Below are 25,351 nucleotides of genomic sequence, written 5' to 3'. Positions count from 1 at the left end.
TCGTGCAGCTCGGCGACCCGCCCGCGGGCGTCGGCCGGGACCTCGGGGACCTCGCCGTCGACCGGCGCCTCATGCACAACCGTCATCTCGAACCAATCCAAGGGTGGTGAGGGTGGTGTCCGGCCGGCGGTGACGCGCGGCGGTCGCGGGCGGGCGAACTCGGACCTCCGCTGACAGTACTGAACCGGTCGCTCCCCGCGATGTAGTCGATCAATTTTTGGCCGTCAGTGTGGCTGAAACTGACATCATGTTGATTCACGAACGGAATGGCCGGTTCATGGGAGGGCGCCGAGAACCCGCTGGTCATGACGACGGATCAGCGTGTGTGGCGTACACCTCACTTGACGCCAGCTCAAAATGTGAAGGAGTCTGTTCGCGGGGTCGCATGATCTGCGAGGTATTGAGGGGGATCTGGTCAGTGGTGAACCACGGCTTCCGTAACGTCCTGCCCGCACTGTCGGTGCGTCGCGTGTGGGAGCGCGCGTGCACCGCGGTTGTCGGTCCGGCGGGACGGCAACGGTGGTTCGTGGACCACGTCACAACCTGCTGAGCAGGCCTGGTCGACGTCCACGCGGGGTGCGCAGAGCAGCCGCCGCCGCGTTCCGGCGTCCTCATTCCTGAGCCACGGCTCTGACAAACCGCAATCGACGCTCGACGCCGTTCCCCCGTCCGCGGGCTCGATCGGCGTGGCGCTCGCGTGCCCTGACGCGCCGCGGGCGGGGGGCAGGGCAAGCCAAGAGGGGTTTCGCAATGCAGCAGCACGACGTCGCGGTGGTCGGCATGGCCTGCCGCTTCCCCGGAGCGGCGGACCACCGCGAGTTCTGGGAGAACCTGAAGCTCGGGCGGTCGTTCATCGGCCCGGTGCCGGCGGAGCGTTGGGGTGGCAAGTCCGGCGGCTCGGACGCGCTGCCCGACCACGCCGGGCTGCGGACCGGCGCCTTCATCGCGGACGTCGACGCCTTCGACGCGGCGTTCTTCCGGCTGTCCCCGCTGGAGGCGGAGAGCATGGACCCGCAGCAGCGGATCATGCTCGAACTCGCCTGGTCCTGTCTGGAGGACGCCGGGGTCCGGCCGGACACGCTGTCCGGTACCGACACCGGCGTCTTCCTCGGTTCCTTCGGCCAGGACTACAAGGAACTCCAGGAGCGCGGCTCCCAGGAGGTGGCGGCGCACCACGCGACCGGCACCGCCGGAGCCGTCATCGCCAACCGGATCTCGCACTTCCTCGACCTGGGCGGGCCGAGCGTGGTGGTCGACACCGCGTCCTCGGCGTCGGCGCACGCCCTGCACCTGGCGGTCCAGTCGCTGAACCAGGGCGAGTGCCGGGTGGCCTTCGCCGGTGGCGTCAACCTCGTGCTCAGCCCGGCCCGGAACGTCTCCTTCGCCAAGACCGGCATGCTCTCCCCGACCGGCTCCTGCCGGCCCTTCGACGAACGCGCCGACGGCTACGTCCGCGGTGAGGGCGCCGGGATCCTGCTGCTCAAGCCGCTGGCCGACGCGCTCGGCGCCGGTGACCGCATCTACGGCGTCATCAAGGGCACCGCCGTCAACCACGTCGGCCGCAGCCGCACGCTGACGTACCCCGGCGCCGAGGCGCAGTCCCGGGTGATCGCCGAGGCGATCCGCCGGGCGGGCGTCGGCCCGGACACCATCGGCTACGTCGAGACGCACGGCACCGGCACGCCGACCGGCGACCCGGTCGAGGTCGAGGGCCTGTTGGCGGCCTTCCGGGCGGTCGGCGTGGACGGCGCCGAGGACGGCGAGAACGACGGGGACGGCGAGGACGGCACCGAGGTCGCCGAGGGCGGCGGCCACGACCCGGCGCCCGGGTACTGCGCGCTGGGTTCGGTGAAGCCCAACATCGGCCACCTGGAGGCCGCCGCCGGGATCGCCGGCGTCATCAAGGCCCTGCTCGCCCTCGACCACGGCCACCTGCCCGGACTGCCCGACTTCGGCACCCTCAACCCGCGGATCGAGCTGGCGGGAACGCCCTTCCACGTCCTCGACTCCGCGCGCGACTGGCAGCCGCCGCACGATGCGGACGGCGAACCGCTGCCGCGCCGCTGCGGGGTCAGCTCGTTCGGCATCGGCGGCACCAACGCGCACATCGTGCTGGAGGAGGCCCCGGCCCCCGCCGTGAGCGCCCCGCAGCCGCGCCCCGCCTACCTGGTCTGTCTGTCGGCCCGGACCCCCACGGCCCTGGAGCACCGGCTGCGGGACCTGTCGGAGTGGATCGACCGCGAGGGGCTGGGCTTCGACCTCACGGACCTCAGCGCCACGCTGCTCCTCGGGCGCGAGCACCTCGGCTGCCGGACCGCCCTGGTGGCCCGGACCCCGGCCGAGCTGAGCGTGAAGCTGAAGCGGCTGCTCGACGGTGAGCAGGCCACCAACTGCTTCCACGGCCGCGGGGACGCGGCGGAGCCGGGCTCCGCCGGCCCGGAGGGTCCCGCGGGCCCGGACGGCCCGGTGGACCCGGCCGCCCCCGCGGCCCCGGACGGCTTCCACCTCGGCGCGGACCTCCCCGAGGAGGAGTACACCGACCGACTGGTGGCCCTGGCCCGCGCGTTCGCCGACGGCGCCGAGCTCCCGACGGAGGAGCTCCTCGCCACGGTGCGGGCACGCCGGCTCCGGCTGCCGACCTACGCCTTCGACCGGCGGCGCTTCTGGATCGCTCCGGACGCCCCCGAAGCGGAGCCGGCCCAGGTCGGTCCCGAGGAACGAGCACCGGTGACGACTGACGACGTACGCGGCGAGGAGTGGGCGGGCTTGGGCGTGGAAGAGAACCTCGATGCGGACCTCAGGAGCATCGCGGGCGAGGTACTGAAGCTGACCGCGGACGAGGTCCACCCGAAGGACCGCCTGACCGACCTGGGCTTCGACTCGGTCGGCAACACCCGGCTGGCGCTGCGGCTGAACGAGCACTTCGGGATCGACGTCACGCCCTCGCTCTTCTACACCCACTTCACGCTGGAGATGGTCAGGGACCACCTGATGAAGGAGCACCCGGAGGCCGTCCGGCGCACCTACCAGGGGTCCGTCGCCGTGCCCGAGCGCCCCGGATCCGCCCAGCCGAAGTCCGCGCAGTCGAACTCCGCGCAGCCGAAGGCGGCGCCCGCCCCGTCGGCGACCGCGGCGCCGTCGGCCGGGCAGGACGGCGCGGTCGCCATCATCGGGATCAGCGGCCGCTTCCCCGGGGCGCGCACCGTCGAGGAGTTCTGGGGCCTGCTGGCCGAGGGCCGGGACGCGACGGCACCGCTGCCCGCCGACCGCCGGGCGGGCTGGCGCGGCGTCGCCGACCCGGCCGAGGTCCGCGGCGGCTGGCTCCCCGGCGCGGCGGAGTTCGACCCGCTCTTCTTCGAGATCCCGCCGCGCGAGGCCGAGACCATGGACCCGCGCCAGCGGCTGCTGCTGCAGGAGTCGTGGCGGGCCCTGGAGGACGCCGGCTACGGGCCCGAGCAACTCGACGCGCACACCATGGGCATGTTCGTCGGCGCGGAGCAGGGCGACTACCAGCACCTGACCGGTGCGGAGGAGACCCTCACCTCCGGACACGACGGGATCCTCGCCTCGCGGCTGGGCTACTTCCTGAACTTCTCCGGCCCGGTGCTCAGCATCAACACGGCCTGCTCGGCGGGGCTCGCGGCCGTCCACCAGGCCTGTCTGAGCCTGCGCAACGGCGAGTGCGACACCGCCGTCGCCGCGGGCGTCAGCCTGCTGTCCACCTCCCGGTTCGTCGAGCACGCCACCCGTTCCGGCATGCTGTCGGCCGACGGTGTCACCTACGCGTTCGACCGGCGCGCCAACGGGATGGTGCCGGCCGAGGCCGTCGCCGTCCTGGTCCTGAAGCCGCTGGCCGAGGCGGAGGCCGACGGCGACCGGATCCACGCCGTCATCCGGGCCAGCGGGGTCAACTACGACGGCCGGACCAACGGCATCACCGCCCCCAGCCAGTCCTCCCAGGCGGCGCTGCTGGCCTCGGTGTACGAGCGCTTCGGCGTCGACCCGTCCCGGATCGAGCACGTCGTGGCGCACGGCACCGGCACCCGGCTGGGCGACCCGATCGAGGTGAACGCGCTCGCCGAGGTCTTCGGCCGCTACACGGACGCGAAGCAGTACTGCGCCCTGACCTCGGTCAAGAGCAACGTCGGCCACACCCTGGCCGCGTCCGGCGTGGTCAGTCTGATCGGCCTGGTCCAGGCCCTGCGGCACGAGACCCTGCCCGCGAGCCTGCACTGCGAGCAGGAGAGCGACTACATCGACTGGGCGAGCAGCCCGTTCTACGTCAACCGGGAGGCCCGCCCCTGGCGCGACGCCCCGGGCCGCACCCGTCTCGGTGCGGTCAGTTCCTTCGGCATCAGCGGCACCAACGCCCACGTGGTGGTGGAGAGCCACCCGCGGACCGTGAGCGCCGGGCCGGGCCCGGAGCAGCCCTCCCAGCTGCTGGTGCTGTCCGGGAAGACCGACGAGGCGCTGCGCGAGCGGGCGGCGGACCTCCTCGGCGTGCTCGCGGAACCGGCGGCCGAGGAGACCGGGCTCGACCGGATCAGCGCCACCCTGCTGGCGGGCCGGCACCACTTCGCGCACCGCCTCGCCCTGCACGCGGCCACCCGGGAGGAGGCGGAGCGGCTGCTCCGCCAGTTCCTCGACGGCCGCCGGGCGCCGCAGCTCTTCCACGGCGTCTCCGGACGCGACTTCCGGCCGCAGACCGCGCTCACCGAGTACGGCAACGAGCTGATCGAGCGGGTGGCCGGCGGTGCCGGGGACCCCGGCCGCCACCAGGACGCGATCCGGGCCCTGGCCGACCTCTACTGCCAGGGCTACCCGCTCCGCTGGGCGCGGCTGTTCGGCGATCGGCCGCCGCTCGCCGTGTCGCTGCCCGGCTACCCCTTCGCCCGGGAGACGTACTGGGCCGAAGCGGCCCGCGGCAGCCGCCCGGCGGACGCGTCGGCCGACGCGCGCCGCGCCGCGCTGCACCCGCTGCTGGACAGCAACGACTCGCTGCTGCACGACCAGCGGTTCAGCAAGCGGCTGTCGTCCGCCGAGTTCTTCCTCCGCGACCACGTGGTCGACGGGAAGATCCTGCTGCCGGGCGTCGCCCACATGGAGATGGCCTACGCGGCCGCGCGGCTGTCCTCCGGCTCCGACACCGTCACGCTCCAGGACATCATCTGGGGCCACCCGGTGGTCATGGACCAGGACACCCGGACGATCACCATCGGACTGTCTCCGCTCAAGCAGGACTCCCTGGAGTACCTGATCCACGCGGAGCAGGACGGCAAGCGCACCGTCTTCTCCCAGGGCCGGGCGAACTACGCCGCCGAACAGCCCGGGCGGGTCCGCGGCGCCATCGACATCCCCGCCGTGCAGGCCCGGTGCACCCGCGGCCGGCAGGAGAACGCGGAGATCTTCGCGAGCTTCCGCGAACTCGGCTTCGGCTACGGCGAGACCTTCCAGGCCATCGAGACGCTGTGGTGCGGCGAGACCGAGGCGCTGGCCAGGATCGTCCTCGCGGACGGGCTGGAGGAGGAGTTCCCCGCCTTCACCATGCACCCCTCGCTGTTCGACGCCGCGCTCAACACCCTGCGCGGGATCGGGCACCAGGACGGGGTGCTGCGCATCCCGTTCAGCCTGTCGGAGCTCGCGGTCTTCGCGCCGATCCCCCGGGTGTCCTACTGCCACGCGACGATCAACCGGATCGCCCGGGACGGCGCGGTGAGCGTCAACCTGGCCATCTGTGACGAGAACGGCGCCGAGTGCGTGCGCGCGACCGGTCTGGTCTTCAAGGAGTTCTCCGCCGCGAAGGAGGACCCGCTGCACCTCTTCGTGCCGCGCTGGAACGACACGGCCGGGGAGCCGGCCGCCGCGGCCGCCGCCCCCACCGGCGAGCAGCGCCTGCTCCTCCTGGACGACGACGAGGAGCGCGCGGCCCGCTTCGAGGCGAGCCACCCCGGTCCGGTGGTGCGGGTGCGCTCCGGCGCCGCCTTCGCGGAGCAGGCGCCCGGCCGCTTCACCGTCGACCGTCGCGACGGGGCCGACTTCGACCGGCTGCTGACCGCCCTCGCGGGCCGGGACGCGATGCCGCACGCGATCGTCAACCTCTGGCCGCTGGACCGGAGTTCGGCGCATCCCGAGCTCACGGTCGAGGTGGAGAGCCTGCTGCACCTCTTCCGGGCCGCCCACCGGATCGGCCTGGAGCGCGAGCTGCACCACCTGGCCGTCCTGCCCGAGCGGTCCGGCCCCCGGCGGGCCGCCGCGGAGGCGCTGGCGGGCTTCGCCCGGGCGATGACGCCGGTGAACCACCTGTTCCGGATGAACGGGCTGCAGCTCGACGCCACCCTGGGCGCGGAGGAGATCGTCCGGGCCGTGCTGGACGAACTCCGGCTGACCGCGGGCGCCACCGCGCGCGGCGGGCACGAGGTCCGGCGGACGGGAAGCACCCGGGCCGAACGGGTCCTCACGCCGTGGACCGGCGGGAACGACCGGGGGACGGCCGCCGCCCTGCCCTTCAAGGAAGGCGGGGTGTACCTGATCACCGGCGGCGCCGGGGCGATCGGCCTGCACCTGGGCCGCTACCTGGCCCAGCAGTGCCGGGCCAAGCTCGTCCTGCTCGGCCGCCGGCAGCCGGACGCCGAGCGCCGCGAGCGGATCGCCGAGCTGGAGGCCGGCGGGGCCGAGGTGCTCTACCTCGCCTGCGACGTGGCCGACCGCGACGACCTCGGCCGCGCCCTCGACCGGGCGCGCGAGCGCTTCGGCCCGCTGGACGGCGTCTTCCACGGGGCCGGCCTGGTCGGGAAGACGGGTGTGCTGGAGGTGGAGCCGGCGGAGTTCCACGCCGTCCTGGCGCCGAAGGTCCACGGCACCGTCCACCTGGACGAGTTGACGCAGCGTGACCCGCTCGACTTCTTCGTGCTGTTCTCGTCCATCGCCGCCCACGTGGGCGACTTCGGCCAGGGCAGCTACGCCGCGGGCAACCGCTTCCTCGACGGCTACGCCCAGCACCGGGAGGCGCTGCGCGCCGAGGGGGAGCGGCACGGCCGGAGTATCTCCGTCAACTGGCCCTACTGGGACGAGGGCGGCATGCTCGGCGACATCGAGCAGGACGGCGCCGCCCGGACGCTGTACCACGACTACTCGGGGATGCGCGGGCTGCGCACCGCCGAGGGCATCCAGGCCCTGGTGCGGATCCTCGCCGCGGGTGAGACCCAGGTCGTGGTGACCAAGGGTGACCGGCGGAAGATCGAGAAGGTGCTCCGCGTCCCCGGGGCGGAGGGTCCGCGCAAGGCGGTGGCCGAGCGGGGCCCGGAGCCCCGGGGCGGGGTCACGGTACGCCTGCCGGAGCCGGCCGCTGCGGCTCCGGCGCCCGTCGCCACGGCCGTGGTGCCGGCTGCGGTGCCGGTTCAGCCGGTGGTGTCGGCGGGTGGTGCGGTGGAGGGTCTGCTGGAGCGGACGGTCGAGTACTTGAAGGACCGGTTGTCGCAGGTGTTCCGGATCCCGAAGGGGCGGATCGACGCGGCGGCGGAGCTGGGTGAGTACGGGATCGAGTCGATCCAGATCATGGAGTTGATGCGGCTGTTGGGGAAGGACTTCGAGTCCGTTCCGGGCACGTTGTTCTTCGAGTACCGGTCGATCGACGAGTTGGCGGGGTACTTCGCGGAGAACCAGGCGGAGCGTTTGGTGGAGTTGCTGGGGCTGGGTGCGGCGCCGTCGCCGGCCGCCGCCGCTCCGGTCCCGGCTGCTGCGGCTCCGGCGCCCGTCGCCACGGCCGTGGTGCCGGCTGCGGTGCCGGTTCAGCCGGTGGTGTCGGCGGGTGGTGCGGTGGAGGGTCTGCTGGAGCGGACGGTCGAGTACTTGAAGGACCGGTTGTCGCAGGTGTTCCGGATCCCGAAGGGGCGGATCGACGCGGCGGCGGAGCTGGGTGAGTACGGGATCGAGTCGATCCAGATCATGGAGTTGATGCGGCTGTTGGGGAAGGACTTCGAGTCCGTTCCGGGCACGTTGTTCTTCGAGTACCGGTCGATCGACGAGTTGGCGGGGTACTTCGCGGAGAACCAGGCGGAGCGTTTGGTGGAGTTGCTGGGGCTGGGTGCGGCGCCGTCGCCGGTCGCCGCCGCTCCGGTCCCGACGGCCCCGGCTCCGGCCCCCGCCGCGCCGACCGCGCAGCGCCCGCTCGCGACGGCGACCGCTCACCAGGCCGCCCAGGTCGCCCAGGTCGCCCAGGCTCCCGCCCCCGGCCGGTCCCGCGACGTCGCCATCATCGGCGTCAGCGGCCGCTACCCGAAGGCCCGCAACCTCGACGAGTTCTGGCGGCTGCTGGAGCGCGGCGAGGACTGCATCGAGGAGATCCCCGCCGACCGCTGGGACAAGGACGCGTTCTACGCGCCCGAGAAGGCGCCCGGCAAGTCCACCAGCAAGTGGGGCGGATTCATCGACGGCGCCGACGAGTTCGACGCCCTGTTCTTCAACATGTCGCCCAACCAGGCGGCCGTGACCGACCCGCAGAGCCGGCTGTTCCTGCAGTCCGCCTGGGAGGCCATGGAGGACGCCGGGTACACCCGCGGCACCCTGAGCGCGGACAAGGCCCGCAGGGTCGGCGTCTACCTCGGCATGATGTGGAACGAGTACCAGCTCCAGAGCAGCGAGGGCCTGGTGCTGTCCGACCGGGCGGCCGCCTCCAACGCCGTCTCGTACTTCTTCAACCTGCACGGACAGAGCCTCACCGTCGACACGGCCTGCTCGTCCTCGCTGTACGCGATCGCCATGGCGGTCGAGAGCATCCGCAACGGCAGCGCCGAACTCGCCTTCGCCGGCGGTGCGAACCTCTCCCTGCACCCCAACAAGTACATCGCGCTCAGCCAGATGAACTTCTTCGCCAAGGACGGGCGCTGCCGCTCGTTCGGCGACGGCGGCACGGGCTACGTGCCGGGCGAGGGCGTCGGCTGCGTGCTGCTCAAGTCGCTGGACCGGGCCGTCGCGGACGGCGACCACATCCACGGCGTGATCCGCGGCGTCGCCACCGTCCACGGCGGCAAGACCAACGGCCTGACGGTGCCGAACCCGCTGGCCCAGGCGGACATGGTCACCGCCGCCCTGGCGGACGCCGGCCTGTCGGCCGAGGACCTCAGCTACATCGAGGGCCACGGGACGGGCACCTCGCTCGGGGACCCGATCGAGATCACCGGGCTCACCCGCGCCTTCCGCAAGCACACCGCGAAGAAGCAGTACTGCCCGATCGGCTCGGTCAAGTCCAACATCGGTCACCTGGAGGGCGCGGCCGGCGTGGTCGCCGTCACCAAGGTGCTGCTGCAGATGCGGCACGGCATGCTCGCGCCCTCGCTGCACTCCGAGACCCTCAACCCGTACATCGACTTCGCCAACTCGCCGTTCTACGTCCAGCAGGAGCTGGCGCCGTGGGAGCGCCCCACCCGGACGGGCGAGGACGGCGTGACGCGCACCCTGCCGCGGATCGCCGGGGTGTCGTCGTTCGGCGCCCACGGGGCCATCGCCCACGTGATCATCGAGGAGTACCTGCCCGAGGCGCCGCGGCCGACCGTCGGGGCCGGGTCCGAGCTGGTCGTGCTGTCGGCGAAGGACACCGACCGGCTGCGGGACAAGGCCGGGGAGCTGCTGTCCTGGCTGTCGGCGGACGGCGCGGAGGCCGCCCTCGCGGACCTCGCCCACACCCTCCGGATCGGCCGCGAGCCCATGGAGGAGCGGCTCGCCCTGGTCGTCGACGACCACGCGGCGCTGCGCGCCAAGCTCCAGGCCTTCCTGGACGGCCGCACCGAGGAGGAGGGCCTGCACCGGGCGGGGATCCGTCAGCACCGCGACACCGTCGACCTCCTGGAGGCCGACGAGGAGATGCGCTCCCTGGTGGCCGGGTGGCTGGCCCGGGGCCGGCTCGACAAGCTCGCGGAGCTCTGGGTGAAGGGGCTGGCGCTGGACTGGACGCTGCTCGCCCACGACGGGCAGCCGCGCCGGGTGCCGCTGCCGACGTACCCGTTCGCACGGGAGCGGCACTGGCTCGCGGCCGTGGCGGTTCCGGGTACCGCCCTTTCCGTCGACGCGCTCCCCGCCGCCGCCCTTCCGGCCGCGTCCGGGGTTCCCGCGCCGTCCGTGCTGGCGCCGCCGGCCGTCGTGGCGGCGGAGAGCCGGCCCGAGTCCGGCCCGCGGGCCGAGGAGCCGGTCCGCCCGCTCGCCTTCACGGAGGGCTGGGAGGCGCAGGATCCGGACCCGGACGCCACCCGGACCCTGCGGGGCATCCTCTTCCTCTGCACCGGGACCGAGCGGCTGGCCGAACTGACCCGGGCGGTACGGTCCCTCGACCCCGGTCTGCGGCCGGTCTTCGTCGCCGAGGGAACGGCCCGCCGCACGCTCTCCGCCGACTCCCACCTGGTCCGGGCCGGTGAGCTCGGCGACCACGTGGACGCGTTGCGCGAGCTCCTCGCCGCCGGGGCCGAGCTCGACGCGGTCGTCGACCTCCGCCCGCTCGACGGCGCCCCGCTCGACGAGGCCACGGCCGGCGACGGCTTCGGCGCCACCGTGCTGCTCCTGCAGGCCCTGGCCGAGGCCAAGGTGCCGGCGAGCCGGCTGCTGATCGCGGGCGAGTACCGGGACGGCGTCGAACGCGCGCTGCTGGAGGCGACCATCGGCTTCGAGCGCTCGGTCGGCCTGGTGATGCCCCGGCTGTCCGTCACCGCGCTGATCCAGGAGCGGGCGGACCGGAACCGGCCCGCCGACACCGCCGCCTGGGCGGAGCGGCTGCTGGTCGAGCTCCGCCAGGGGACGGCCGTCAGCGCGCTGTACCGGAACGGCCGACGGTTCGTCAGCCGCGTCCGGCCGGCCGAGCTCACCGACGGTCCGGACCTGCTCCGGCAGGGCGGCACGTACCTGATCACCGGAGGTTCCGGTGGCCTCGGGATGATCATCGCCCGCCACCTGGCGGAGGAGTACCGCGCGAACCTGGTGCTGACCGGACGCTCCCCGCTGGACGGGGCGCGCCGGGAGAACCTCCGGCAGCTGACCGGCGCCGGCGCCCGGGCGCTCTACCTGCAGGCGGACGTCTCCGACCCGGTGGACATGAAGGCCGCCGTGGCGCAGGCCCGCGAGCAGTTCGGCGGGCTGCACGGCGTGATCCACGCGGCCGGGGTCCAGGGGCAGGGCAGCGTGCTGCGGAAGGACCCGGCCGACTTCGCCGCGATCCTGGAGCCGAAGGTCCGCGGCACCCTGGTGCTGGACGAGGCGCTCGCGGGCGAACAGCTCGACTTCGTCTGCTACTTCTCCTCCTCCTCGGCGGTCATCGGCGACTTCGGGACCTGCGACTACGCCGTCGGGAACCGCTTCCAGATGGCCTACGCCGCCCACCGCGAGGCGAAGGTGCGCGCGGGCCGGCTGTCCGGACGCACCGTGGTGGTCAACTGGCCGCTGTGGCGCGAGGGCGGCATGGGCTTCGACCACGACACCACCACGATGCTGCTGCGCTCCAGCGGCCAGGACTTCCTGGAGACCGCCGACGGGGTCGGCCTGTTCGGGCGGCTGCTGTCCCAGGAGGCCTCCCAGCATCTCCTGCTGGTCGGCCGTCCGAGCCGGGTGGTGCGCTTCCTCGGCCTGACCGACCTGCCGGCCCGGCCGGACGCCGTCGCCGAGACCGTCGCCGAGACCGTTGCCGGCACCGACGGCGACACCGCCGCCGACACGGCCGGCGGGGCGGCGGCGGGCCCGGGCTTCCGCGCCGACCTGCGCGGGCTGCCGGTCGAGGAGTGCCTCGACCGCGACCTGCGGGACCTGGTCGGCCGGGCGGTCAACGTCTCCCCCGACCGGATCTACGAGGACGACAACCTCGCCGACTACGGGTTCGACTCGGTGAGCCTGGCCGAACTGGCGGCGATGCTCGGGCGGCACTTCGCGATCGACGTCACCCCCTCGCTCTTCTACAGCCACTCCACGCTGCGCAAGCTCCGCGGCCACCTGGCCGCCGAACACGGTCCGCTGCTCGCCGCGTTCTACGCCGACGGCACGGCAGCCGAGGGCGCGACGGCCGATGGCGTGACGGCCCACGGCGAGGCGCCCCACGGCGCGACGGCCGAGCGGCCGGCCCCCGTGACGGAGCCCCGGTGGTTCCAGGAGGCGCTGGACCGGGCGGCGGCCGACCGCCCCGAGCAGCGGCGACCCGCCGCCGGGCCGGCGCACCCCGACCGGACCGGCACCGGGGTGACCCCGCCGCCCGCGGACCTCGACCGGACCTCGCCGGCGCCCGCCGCGCAGGACGCGGACCTCGACCGGACCTCGCCGGCGCCCGCCGCGCAGGACGCGGACCGGACCCCGGTGGAGGACGATCCGATCGCCATCGTCGGCATCAGCGGCCGGTTCCCCGGCGCCGCGGACGTCGACGAGCTGTGGTCGGTCCTCGCCGAGGGCCGCGACGTGGTCGGCCCGGTGAGCCCCGAGCGCCTCGCGCTGTGGGGCGAGCCGCAGGACGGCCCCCTGCGCACCTTCCGGATGGGGCAGTTGGCCGACCCGGACGCGTTCGACCCGCTGTTCTTCGAGCTCTCCCCGAAGGAGGCGCAGAGCCTGGACCCGCGCCAGCGCCTGCTCCTCCAGGAGTCCTGGCGGGCCCTGGAGGACGCCGGCTGGAAGCCCGGCCCGGCCCGGCGCGGGGTCGGCGTGTTCGTGGGCGTCGAGCAGGGCGACTACGGCGACCTGACCGAGGGCCCGGACGCCCTCACCGCCAACCACGACGGCATCCTCGCCGCCCGGCTGTCCTACTTCCTGGACTTCGCCGGCCCGGTGATGGCCATCAACACCGCCTGCTCGTCCGGTCTCGTCGCCGCCCACCAGGCGTGCGCGAGCCTGCGCAACGGCGAGTGCGACACGGCCCTCGCCGCCGGCGTCAGCCTGATCAGCACCTCGCAGCTGCTCGACACCACCCGGCAGGCCGGGATGCTGTCCGAGGACGGCGTCACCTACGCCTTCGACCGGCGGGCCAACGGCATGGTGCTGAGCGAGGCCGTGGCGGTCGTGGTCCTCAAGCGGCTCTCCCGGGCGGTGGCCGACGGCGACCGGATCCACGGGGTCATCCGCGCCAGCGGGATCAACTACGACGGCCGGTCCAACGGGATCACCGCGCCCAACGGCGAGGCCCAGGTCGAGCTGCTGCGCTCCACGTACCGCCGGCACCGGATCGACCCGGCGGCCATCGACTACGTGGTGGCGCACGGCACCGGGACCAGGCTCGGCGACCCGGTCGAGGTCAACGCGCTCAACGACGCCTTCCGGACCTTCACCGACCGGCGGGGGTACTGCGCCCTCACCTCGGTCAAGCCGAACCTCGGGCACACCCTCGCCGCGTCCGGCCTGGTCAGCCTGATCGGGATCGTCCAGGCGCTGCGCCACGAGACCATCCCGGCGAGCCTGCACTGCGAGCAGGAGAGCGACTACGTCGCCTGGCAGGACAGCCCGTTCTTCGTCAACAGGGCGAACCGGGCCTGGCCCGAGACGCCCGGCCGCAGGCGCCTCGCGGCCGTCAGCTCCTTCGGGATGAGCGGAACCAACGCACACATGGTCGTGGAGAGTTACCCGGTGCAGAACGAGGACGACAGCACGATGACGCCCGCCCACCTGCTGGCCGTCTCGGCCAAGTCCGAGGAGTCGCTGCGCCGGCGCGTCGCGGACCTGGTGGAGTTCCTGGAGGACGCCACCCGCACCGCCGGTCTGCGCGAGGTCGGTGCGACCCTGCTCGACGGACGGGCGCACTTCCGGCACCGCCTCGCGGTGGTGGTCCGGGACCGCGCCGAGGCCGTCCGGGCGCTGCGCCGCTGGGCCGCCGACGCGACGGCTCCGGGGGATCCGGAGGCCTTCACCGGGCTGGTGCCCAAGGGCTTCGCACCGCAGGCCGACGTGCTGGCGGCCGGCAACGACCTGCTGGAGCGGGTGGCCGGCCTGAACGGAGACCCGGCCGCCCTGGCCGAGGCGCTCGGCGCCCTGGCCAAGGTGTACTGCCAGGGCTACGAGCTGGACTGGCGCCTGCTGACCGGCGGCCGTCGCCTCGCCCCGGTCCCGCTGCCGGGGTACCCGTTCGCGGGCCGGCGGCTGTGGCAGCGCGACACCGGGCCCCGCCCGCTGTCCGCCGCCGCCGGCGGGGACGGTCGCACCGCGACCACCCTCACCGGGCGGGAGTTCTTCCTGCGCGACCACGTGGTGGCCGGGGAGCGGGTGCTGCCGGGCGTCGCCCAGCTGGAGCTGGTCCGGGCCGCCCACGCGGCGCGGGCGGACCACGGCGGCGCGGGCACCGTCTCGCTGCGGGACGTGGTCTGGATGCGGCCGGTCGCGGTCCGCGACACCCCGGTGGACGTCCGGGTCGAGTTCGATCCGGACGCCGGGGCCGGCCCGCGCTTCCGCCTGCTCGCCGCGACCTCGGCGGGCGAGCCCGCCGCGGTCCACAGCCAGGGCCGGGTGCTGACCGGCGGTCCGCGCCGGGAGTCCGCGCTCGACCTGGAGCGGTTGCGCGCCGAGTGCGGCGCCTACGAGATCCCCGCCGCCGAGGCCTACTCCGGCTACCGGCGCAAGGGCATCCAGTACGGCCCGGCCTTCCGCGGCCTGGTGCGCGTCCTGGTCGGCGACGGCCAGGCGCTGGCCGAGCTCGCGCTGCCCGCCGAGGCGGACCGGGACCTGGAGCGCTGGGTGCTGCACCCCAGCCTGCTCGACGCCGCCCTGCAGGCCTCCGTCGCCCTGACCGACCAGGCGGGCGGCCCGCGACTGCCCTACGCCGTCGAGGAGGTGGAGATCCTCGGGCCGTGCGCCCCGGTCATGTGGGCGTGGCTGCGGCCGAGCGAGGGCGCGCAGCCCGGCGGCAAACTGGACGTCGACCTGTGCGACGCGCGGGGCAACGTCAGCGTGCGGATCCGGGCCTTCAGCACCCGTCCGCTGAAGCAGGGTGCCGCCGCCCGGCCCGAACCGCTGCGGCCCGAACCGCTTCGTCCGGCGGCCGCGGACGCCGGGCAGCTCGTCCTGATGCGGCCGGACTGGGAGGAGGTGCCGTCCCCCGGCACGGCCCCGGCCGGCCCGGCCGGGCGGGTCCTGCTGGTCGGCGACGACCCGGACCTGCTGGCCTCCGTCCTGGTCGACCACGAGGCCGTCGACCTGCTCCTGCTGCGGGCCACGGACACCGTGGACGGCCTGCGGTCGCGGCTGGCCCGGGGGGCCGCCGTCGACCACGTGGTGTGGATCGCGGGCCCCGGCACCGACGTGCGCCCGGACGCCGAAGACCTGATCGAACGTCAGGAACGCGGCTGCTACGCCGGTTTCCGGCTGGCCAAGGCCCTGCTGGCGCTCGGCTACGAGAAGCGCGACCTGCAGTGGACGGCCGTCACGGTCGGGGCCCAGTACGTCGGCGACGGCGACCGGGTCGATCCGGCCCACGCGGGCGTGCACGGCCTGCTCGGCTCGCTGGCCAAGGAGAACCCGCGCTGGCGGGTCCGCCTCGCCGACGTCCGGGCCCTCGGTGCGGACGTGCTGCGGGAGGCGCTGGCCCTGCCCGTGGAGCCCACCGGCGCCACCTGGGCGCACCGCGCCGGACGCTGGTACCGGCAGACCCTGACGGCCGTGCCGGCCGTCGAGGCGGCCGGCACCGGCGACGTGCCCTACCGGCACGGCGGCGTGTACGTGGTCGTCGGCGGCGCCGGCGGCCTCGGGGCGGCCTGGACGGAGCACGTCGTGCGCGCGTACGGCGCGCAGGTGGTCTGGATCGGCCGCCGGGCCGAGGACGACGCCATCCGGGCGCGGATCGCCGAGCTGGCGCTGCTCGGACCGGCCCCCTGGTACCTCCAGGCGGACGCCACCGACCGGGACTCGCTGGCGGCCGCGGTCGCCCGCGTCACGGAGCGGTTCGGGCGCGTCCACGGCGTCGTCCACTCCGCGATCGCCCTGCTCGACCGGAGCGTGGCGCGGATGGACGAGGACCGGTTCCGGGCCGCCGTGCGCGCCAAGGTCGACGTCAGCGTGCGGATCGCCCAGGCCTTCGCCGGGGAGCCGCTGGACTTCGTGCTGTTCTTCTCCTCGCTCAACGCCTTCCAGCGGTCCGCCGGGCAGAGCAACTACGTCTGCGGCTGCGTGTTCAAGGACGCCTTCGCCCGGCTGCTCGGGCAGCACTGGCCGGCCGCCGTCAAGGTCATGAACTGGAGCTACTGGGGCAGTGTCGGCGTGGTCGCCTCGGACGCCTACCAGCGGCGGATGGCCGTCGACGGGATCGGCTCCATCGAGCCCGCCGAGGGCATGGCGGCGCTCGACACCCTGCTGTCCGGGCCGTACGGCCAGCTGGCGCTGGAGAAGACCGTGCCCGTGCGCCGCCCCGCCCGGCCGCACTTCAGCACCGAGCTGATGCCCGGCGAGACCGTGCCGGAGCCGGCTGCCGCCCCCGCGCCGGTCACCGCCCCCGCGCCGGTCACCGCCCCGGCGCCGGCCCACCAACTGCGCCTCGACCGGGTGATCGCGGACTCCGGCCCGGCCCGCGGCTTCGACGACGACCTGCTCTGCGCCCTGCTGTACACCCGGCTGCGGGACCTCGGCCTGCGGGCCGGCGGCGGGAGCGTCGCCGAGCTGCGGTCGGCCCTGAAGCCGGGCGGCTACGACCGCTGGCTGGACGAGAGCCTGCGGGTGCTGGCCGCGCACGGGTACCTGGAGCAGGACGGGGAGCGCTACGCGCCGACCGCCCAGGCCCCGGCCGATCACCAGGCCGTGTGGCGCCGCTGGGACGACCTGTGCCGGACCAGCGGCGGCGGCAACCCGTACGTCAACCTGCTGGACCCGGTGCTGCGCGCCCTCCCGGAGGTCCTGACCGGGCGCCGCCCGGCCACCGACGTGGTCTTCCCCGATTCCTCGATGGCCCTCGTCGAGGGCGTCTACCGGCACTGCGACACGGCCCGCGCCCTCAACGAGATCGTGGCGGACCGGGTGGCCGCCCGGGTCGCCGAGCTGCTGGAGCGGGACCCGGCCCGCCGGGTGCGGATCTTCGAGATCGGCTCGGGCACCGGCGGCACCACCGAGCAGGTGCTGCGCGCCCTCGCGCCGTACCGCGACAGCCTGGCGGAGTACCGCTACACCGACGTCTCGCGCTACTTCCTGCTCAAGGGCCGGAAGGAGTTCGGCGCCGAGCACCCCTACGCGACCTTCGAGCTGTTCGACGTCGAGCAGGACCCGGCCGGGCAGGGCGTGGCCGCGGGCGGGTACGACCTGGTCCTGGCGACCAACGTGCTGCACGCCACCCGGGACGTGCGGACCGCGGTCCGGCACGCCCGGACGCTGCTGGCCGCGGACGGCGAGCTGGTGCTCAACGAGATGGCCGCCGGGACGCTGTTCCTGCACCTGACCTTCGGGCTGCTGGACGGCTGGTGGCTGTACCAGGACGCCGAGCTGCGGATGCCCGGCTGCCCGGGTCTGTCGCCGGAGAGCTGGCGGGCCGTGCTGACCGCGGCGGGCTTCGAGGGCGTCGCCTTCCCCGCCGCCGCCGTCCACTCCGTCGGACACCAGATCGTGACGGCCGGGCCGGCCGCCGCCGCGCCCACCGCTGCCGGGGCCGGGGCGCCGCCGGCCGCGGCCGAGGGCGACGTGCGGGCGGCCGTGGGGCGCGCGATCGTCGCGCAGATCCGGGAGTCCCTGGGGCTGGCGGCGAGCGAGGTCCACGAGGAGGACGCCTTCGCCGACTACGGCGTGGACTCGATCCTCGGGGTGCAGCTGATCCAGGACCTCAACGCGGTGCTCGGCGGCGTGCTGGTCACCACGGACCTGTTCGACCACAGCTCGGTGAGCCGGCTGGCGGCGTACGTGGCCGAGGCGTTCCCGGCGCAGGCGCGGGCCCTCCGGGAGCGCGAGTCCGGAGCGCCGGGTCCGGTGGCGGCTCCGGCCACCGCCGTCGTGAGCGCGGCCACCGCCGTCGCGGCCGAGGCCGTGGCGCCGGCCGTCGGGCCGGACGCCGAGGCGCGGGTCCGGGAGGCGATCCTGGACCGGATCCAGCTCTCGCTCGGGCTGGACCGCCGTGAGATCTCGGAGGAGGACGCCTTCTCGGACTACGGCGTGGACTCGATCCTCGGGGTCGCGCTCACCCAGGACCTGAACGAGGCGCTCGGCATCTCGCTCGCGGCCACCGACCTGTTCGACCACAGCTCGGTCCGGGCGCTGGCGCGGTACGTGGTGGCGCACCACGGCCACGAGCCGGCGGCCGCGGCGCCCGTGCCGGTCGCCGTGCCCGCCCCGGTGGCCGTGCCGGCCGCGGTCGCCGACCCCGCGGTGGTCACCGCCCGCATCCCGGCGCCTGCGGCCGCAGCCGTACCCGCGCCCGTACCCGCGCCCGCGCCCGCACCCGCGCCCGCCCACGAGCCGATCGCCATCATCGGCATGAGCGGCCGGTACGGCCGCGCGAAGGACGTCGACGAGCTCTGGCAGCACCTCGTGGACGGCCGCAGCCTGGTCGGCGAGATCACCCGCTGGGACCTCTCCACCCACGTCCCCCCGGGCACCGACCACCCCCGGTACGCCGCGATGATGGACGACATCGACCGGTTCGACCCGATGTTCTTCCAGATCTCCGGCCTCGAAGCCGCCTACATGGACCCGCAGCAGCGCCTGACGCTGGAGGAGTCCTGGAAGGCCCTGGAGGACGCCGGCTACGCCGGTGACGCGGTCCGCGGCGGCTCCTGCGGCGTCTACCTGGGCACCCAGGTCAGCGACTACCTGACCGCCCCCGGCCCGGACGCCCCGGCCCAGGCGATGTGGGGCAACGCCGAGGCCATCATCCCGGCCCGGATCTCCTACTTCCTCGACCTGCAGGGCCCCGCCGTCGCCGTCGACACCGCCTGCTCCGGCTCGCTGGTCGCCATCCACCTGGCCTGCCAGGCGCTGCGCGCGGGCGAGATCGGACTCGCCCTGGCCGGCGGCGTCTCGGTGCAGTGCTCGCCCGGGTACTACCTGGACGCCCACAAGGCCGGCATGCTCTCCGCGACCGGCCAGTGCCACACCTTCGACGAGCGGGCGGACGGCTTCGTCCCGGGCGAGGGCGTCGGCATGGTGGTGCTCAAGCGGCTCTCCGACGCGCTCGCCGACGGCGACCACATCCACGGCGTGGTGCGGGCCTCCGGCCTGAACCAGGACGGCACCTCCAACGGCATCACCGCGCCGAGCGCCAAGTCGCAGGAGCGGCTGGAGCGTTCCGTCTACGAGACGTTCGGCATCGACCCCGCCGACATCCAGCTGGTCGAGGCCCACGGCACCGGCACCAAGCTCGGCGACCCGATCGAGTTCCAGGCGCTGACCCGCGCGTTCCGGGCCTTCACCGACAAGCAGGAGTACTGCGCGATCGGTTCGATCAAGACCAACATCGGGCATGCGGCGCCCGCCTCGGGCGTGGCCGGCCTGACCAAGATCCTGCTCGCGATGCGCCACCGGGAGCTGCCGCGCTCGCTGCACTTCGAGCGGGGCAACGCGCACATCGCCTTCGCGGGCAGCCCGTTCCGGGTGAACACCGTCCACCGGGACTGGCCGGCCGAGCCCGGCCGCCCGCGGCTCGCGGCACTCAGCTCGTTCGGCTTCAGCGGCACCAACGCCCACCTGGTCATCGAGCAGGCCCCCGAGCGGCCGGCGCGGGCCGGCGCACCGGTGCCCGGTCACCTCGTGGTGCTGTCCGCCCTGTCGACCGAGCAGCTGCGGACCCAGGCGGAGCGCCTGCTGGCCCACCTGGGCGCCCACCCGGACACCGACCCGGCCGACCTGAGCCTCACCCTGCTGCTCGGCCGCCGGCACTGCCCGGTGCGGCTGGCGTGCGTCGCGGGGACCACGGCGGAGCTGGCCGAGCGGCTGCGGGACTGGCTGGCCGGCGGTGGCGAGCGGCACGTCCGGGTCGCCGACCTGACCGAGCACCAGGCCAGACCGCAGGCCTCGCTGGAGCGGTTCGGCAACAGCTGCGTCCGCCAGGCCGCCGAGGCCACCACGGCCGCCGTCCGGACGGAGCGGCTGGAAGCCGTCCGCGACCTCTACCTCCAGGGCTACGGGCTGGACTTCGCGGGGCTGTTCCCGGCCGGCACCGCCCGTCGCGTCCCGCTGCCCACCTACCCGTTCGCCCGTCAGCGCCACTGGCTGCCGGAGACCGCCCAGGTGTCGGGCCCGGCCCGGCCGGTGCTCGGCGCCGGGGCCGCCACCACCGCCGTCGCGCCGGCCACCACTGCACCGGCCACCACTGCGCCGGCCGTCACCGCCACCGCGCCGGCCGTGGACGCCGACCACCTGGCCCTGACGCCGGTGTGGGTCCGCGACGCCGCCCCGGCGGACACCATCGCGCTCCCCGTCACCGGGCCCACCCTGGTCGTCGGCGGGGACACCGCCGAGCGCGCCGCCCTCGCGGCCGCCTGCACCGAGGCGCACGTCCTGGACGTCGACGCCCTGCGCGACGTCGAGCAGCTCACCGCCCGGCTGCGCCGGCTCGGCACGTTCCGGCGGATCGTCTGGATCGGCGCGGCCGGGCCCGACGACCTGCGGGCCGAGGCCCTGCTCCGACGCGCCGACACCGGTGTGTCGGCCTTCTTCCGGCTCACCAAGGCGCTGTTCGCGCTCGGCTACGGCGGCGAGGCGCTGGCCTGGACGGTCGTCACCAGGCAGAGCCGGCCGGTGCTCCGGGGCGAGACGGTGCTGCCCGCCGACGCCGCGGTGCTCGGCCTGGCCGGGGTGATGGCCCGGGAGCTGCCCGACTGGACGGTCTCCTCCTTCGACCTCGGCGTGGCCGAGCCGCTGCCGGTGGCCGCCCTGCTCGGCGCCCCGGCGCAGGGCCTGCGCGCGCTGCGCAACGGCCAGTGGTTCCGCCAGCGGCTGGCCCGCACGGAGCTGCCCGAGCCGGCCCGGGCCCCCTACCGGCAGGGCGGCGTGTACGTCGTCCTGGGCGGGGCCGGCGGGATCGGCGAGCTCTGGAGCGAGCACGTGGTCCGGCGCTTCGGCGCCCAGGTGGTGTGGATCGGCCGGCGCGCGCTGGACGACACGATCCAGCGCAAGATCGACCGGCTGGCCGCCCTCGGCCCGGCCCCCTGGTACCTGTCCGCGGACGCCTCCGACCCGCAGGCCCTGGGCGCCGCGTACGCGCGCGTCAAGGAGCGCTTCGGCACCGTCCACGGCGTGGTCCAGTCGGTGTTCGGGCTGGTGGACCAGAGCCTGCTGAACACCGGTGAGCCGGAGTTCCGGCAGGGCCTGAGCGCGAAGTACGACGCCAGCATCCGGATGGCCGAGGTGTTCGACGCGGAGGACCTCGACTTCCTGCTCTTCTTCTCCTCGATCGCCTCGATCGACCAGACCCGGGGCTACTGCAGCTACGTGGCCGGCAACGCCTTCGAGGACGCCTTCGCCCTGCGGCTGGGCAGCGAGCGCCGGGCGGCCGTCAAGGTGGTCAACTGGGGTTACTGGGGCGCCGTCGGCAGCGGGCTGGACGTCCCGCAGCACGTGCGGGAGCGGATCTACCGGCAGGAGGGCCTGGGCGACATCGACCCGGCGCTCGCGATGGCCGCGGTCGAGCGGCTGCTGGCCGCCCCGCTCGGGCAGCTGGTGTACGTCAACACCCACCGGCCGGAGCGGTTCGAGGCCTACGACGAGCACGAGACGGTCCGGGTGCTCAGCCCGGCGCTGCCGCCCGCGCTCCCGCTCCGTCCCGAACTCCCCGCCCGCGGGGCCGCGTTGCGCACCGTGGAGACCGAGGCGAAGGACAAGCTCCGGACGCTGGACGCGCTCCTCGCCGACCTGCTCTGGTGCGAGCTGCGGGACCTGATCGGCGACCGGGAGTTCGACGCGCCGGCCCTCCGGCGGGCCACCGGCATCGTCGCCAAGTACGACCGCTGGCTGGAGGAGACGCTGAAGCTCTTCCTGCGCGAGGGCCACCTGGTGGAGACCGCCGGACGCTACCGCCCGGCCGGCGGACGCCCGGTGGACGCGGCCGCCGTCGCCGCCCGCTGGGAGCGCGAGAAGCGCGCCTGGCTCGCCGACCCCGAACTGCGGGCCTCCGTCGACCTGGTCGACCGGACCCTCGGTGAGCTGACGGCCATCCTCACCGGACGGACCAACGCGGTCGACGTGATCTTCCCCGGCTCCTCGCTGGAGCTGGTGGAGGGCATCTACAAGCGGAACATGATCGCCGACTACTTCAACGACGTCGTCGGCGACTGCACCGTGGCCCTGGTCGAACGCCGGCTGGCCGAGGACCCGTCCGCCCGCTTCCGCATCCTGGAGGTCGGCGCCGGCACCGGCGGCACCACCGCCACCGTCATGGAGCGGCTGCGCCCGTACCGGGAGCACATCGGCGAGTACTGCTACACCGACCTGTCCCGCGCGTTCCTGATCCACGGGAAGCAGCAGTGGGGCGCCGAGAACCCCTTCCTGCGCTGCGAGCTCTTCGACGCCGGCCGCCCGGTCACGGACCAGGGCTTCGACGAGGGGTCCTACGACCTCGTCATCGCGACCAACGTGCTGCACGCGACCAAGGACATCCGCGAGTCGCTGCGCAACAGCAAGGCGCTGCTGCGCCCGGGCGGTGCCGTGGTGATCAACGAGATCGCCGGCCACACCGTGTTCGGGATGCTCACCTTCGCCCTGCTGGACGGCTGGTGGCTGTACGACGACGCGGAGCTGCGCGAGACCGGCGGCCCCGGCCTGGAACCCGCCCGGTGGCAGTCGGTGCTGGAGTGGGAGGGCTTCCGGGAGGTCGAGTTCCCGGCGAGCGACGCCCACCACCTCGGGCAGCAGATCGTCCTCGCGGTCAGCGACGGGGTCGTCCGCGGCAGCGGTGCCGAGCGGCCCGCGCCGGCCGGTCCGCGCGCCGCGGCGCCGGCCGGGGAGGCGACCGCGGCGCGGCGGCCGGAACCCGCGCCGCAACCCGCGCCGGAACCCGCGCGGCTCGACCCGGCCGCGCTGACCGAGGCCGTCCGCGGCTACCTCAAGGAGCTGGTCGGGCGGACCCTGCTGATCCCGGCGGAGTCCATCGACGCGACCGAGCCGCTCTCCGCCTACGGCATCGACTCCATCCTGATCCTGCAACTGCTGAACGCCCTCAAGAAGGACCTCGGGGAGGTCGGCAGCACCCTCTTCTTCGAGTACCGCACCGTCGAGGAGCTCGCGGGCCACTTCGTCGAACGGCGACCGGCCGACCTCGCGCGGGTGGTCGGCCTGGCCCCGGCGGAGCCGGTGCGCCCGGAGCCCTCGCCGGTCGCCGCGGCGGCCGCCCCGGCTGCTGCGGTCGCCCCGGCCGTGGGCGGCGAAGCCCCCGCCGCCGCCCCGGTGCGGACCGGACCCGCGCCGGTGCCGGCCCGGTCCGGGGACATCGCGGTCATCGGCATGAGCGCGCGCTTCCCGCAGGCCGAGACCCTCGACACCTACTGGGAGAACCTGCGCGCCGGCCGGGACGCCGTCACCGAGATCCCCGCCGACCGGTGGCCGCTCGACGGCTTCTTCGAGCCGGATCCGGAGAAGGCCGCCGCCGAGGGCAAGAGCTACAGCAAGTGGGGTGCCTTCCTGGAGGGCTTCGCCGACTTCGACCCGCTGTTCTTCGGGATGACCCCGAACGAGGCGGTCGAGATCGACCCGCAGGAGCGCCTCTTCCTGCAGGAGGCGTGGCGCGCGTTCGAGGACGCGGGCTACACCCGCGCCCGGATCCGGCGTCAGCACGACGGCAGCGTCGGCGTCTTCGTCGGCATCACCCGGGCCGGCCACAACCTCTACGGCCCCGAGCGGTGGCGTCAGGGCGACCTCGCCTACCCGTACACCTCGTTCGGCTCGGCGGCGAACCGGGTCTCCTTCAAGCTCGACCTGAACGGCCCGAGCCTGCCGGTGGACACCATGTGCTCGTCCTCCCTCATCGCGCTGCACGAGGCGTGCGAGCACCTGCTCCGCGGCGACTGCGAGATGGCCGTGACCGGCGGGGTGAACCTGTACCTGCACCCGTCGAGCTACGTGAACCTGTGCAACCTCCAGATGCTGGCCGAGGAGGCGCGCTGCCGCAGCTTCGGTGCGGGCGGCAAGGGCTTCGTGCCCGGCGAGGGCGTCGGCGCGCTCGTGCTCAAGCGCCTGGAGGACGCCGAGCGGGACGGCGACCACATCCACGCCGTGATCCGGGGCAGCAGCACCAACCACGGCGGCACGACCAACGGCTACACCGTCCCCAACCCGGTGGCCCAGGGCAAGGTGGTCCGCCAGGCCCTCGACAAGGCCGGGGTGGACGCCCGGACGATCAGCTACATCGAAGCCCACGGCACCGGCACCGCGCTCGGCGACCCGATCGAGATCAACGGTCTGACCAGGGCGTTCTCCGCCGACACCGAGGACCTGCAGTACTGCGCGATCGGCTCGGTCAAGAGCAACATCGGCCACGCCGAGGCGGCGGCCGGCATCGCGGGCGTGTTCAAGGTGCTGCTGCAGCTGCGCCACGGTGAGCTGGTTCCCAGCCTGCACGCCGAGCGGCTCAACCCGCACATCGACTTCGGGTCCACGCCGTTCGTCGTCCAGCGCGAGCGGGCGGACTGGAAGCGGCCGGTCGTCACGGTGGACGGCGTGACGCGCGAGGTGCCCCGCCGGGCCGGCGTCTCGTCGTTCGGCGCGGGCGGCGCCAACGCCCACGTGGTGATCGAGGAGTACGTGCCGCGGGAGCCGGCCGCCGCCCCGCGGCCCGCCGAGGGCCCCGCCGTGGTGGTGCTCTCGGCCAAGGACGAGGACCGGCTGCGCGACCAGGCGCGGGCGCTGCTGGGCCGGCTGACGGACCGTGAGCGGCCGGCGCCGGACCTGGCCGACCTCGCCCACACCCTGCGGACCGGGCGCGAGGCCATGCCGGAGCGGCTCGCGACGGTGGTCGGCAGCCTCGACGAGCTGACCGAGCGGCTGCGCGGCTTCCTCGCGCACCCGGAACGGACCGAGGGGCTGCACCGCGGCCGCGTCCGGCGGGGCGACCGCACGTACACGGCGTTCGCCGCGGACGAGGACATGGGCGAGGTGGTCGACGACTGGATCGCCAAGGGCAAGTTCGCCAAGGTGCTCGACCTGTGGGTGAACGGCGTCGAGGTCGACTGGGAGCGGCTGCACCCCGGGCGGAGCCCGCGGGTCGTGCCCCTGCCGACGTACCCCTTCGCCAAGGAGCGGTACTGGATCGCCGAGAAGGGGATCGAGGGCCGTCCCGGCGGCGCCGGGACGGTGCGGCCGGGCCTTCCGGACGACGCGCCGGACGACGCGCTGGACGACGTTTTGGACGGCTACCTGAGCGGTGACCTCGGCATGGAGGCCGCCGCAGAGCACATCCGCCTGTCATTCATCGACGGCAGCGGTCGGAACACGGACAACGAGGGTCGCTGAA

The 25,351-nt window shown here is 74.3% G+C and carries 1 protein-coding gene; it reads left to right on the top strand.

Annotated elements, in window-relative coordinates; genetic code table 11:
* Positions 1 to 750 precede the first annotated feature (750 nt).
* Positions 751 to 25,350 carry an SDR family NAD(P)-dependent oxidoreductase gene (locus AB0Q99_RS28655; protein WP_363576462.1) on the top strand — a complete coding sequence of 8,200 codons (24,600 nt, stop codon included), beginning with the start codon at positions 751 to 753 and terminating at the stop codon, positions 25,348 to 25,350.
* Position 25,351: the final 1 nt, after the last annotated feature.

Origin of the sequence: Kitasatospora sp. NPDC086791, assembly GCF_040685975.1 — a bacterium.
In the GTDB taxonomy this organism is placed as follows: Bacteria; Actinomycetota; Actinomycetes; order Streptomycetales; family Streptomycetaceae; genus Kitasatospora.
Note: the sequence above shows the minus strand (reverse complement) of the source record. Positions and strands in the feature narration are given on the sequence as shown.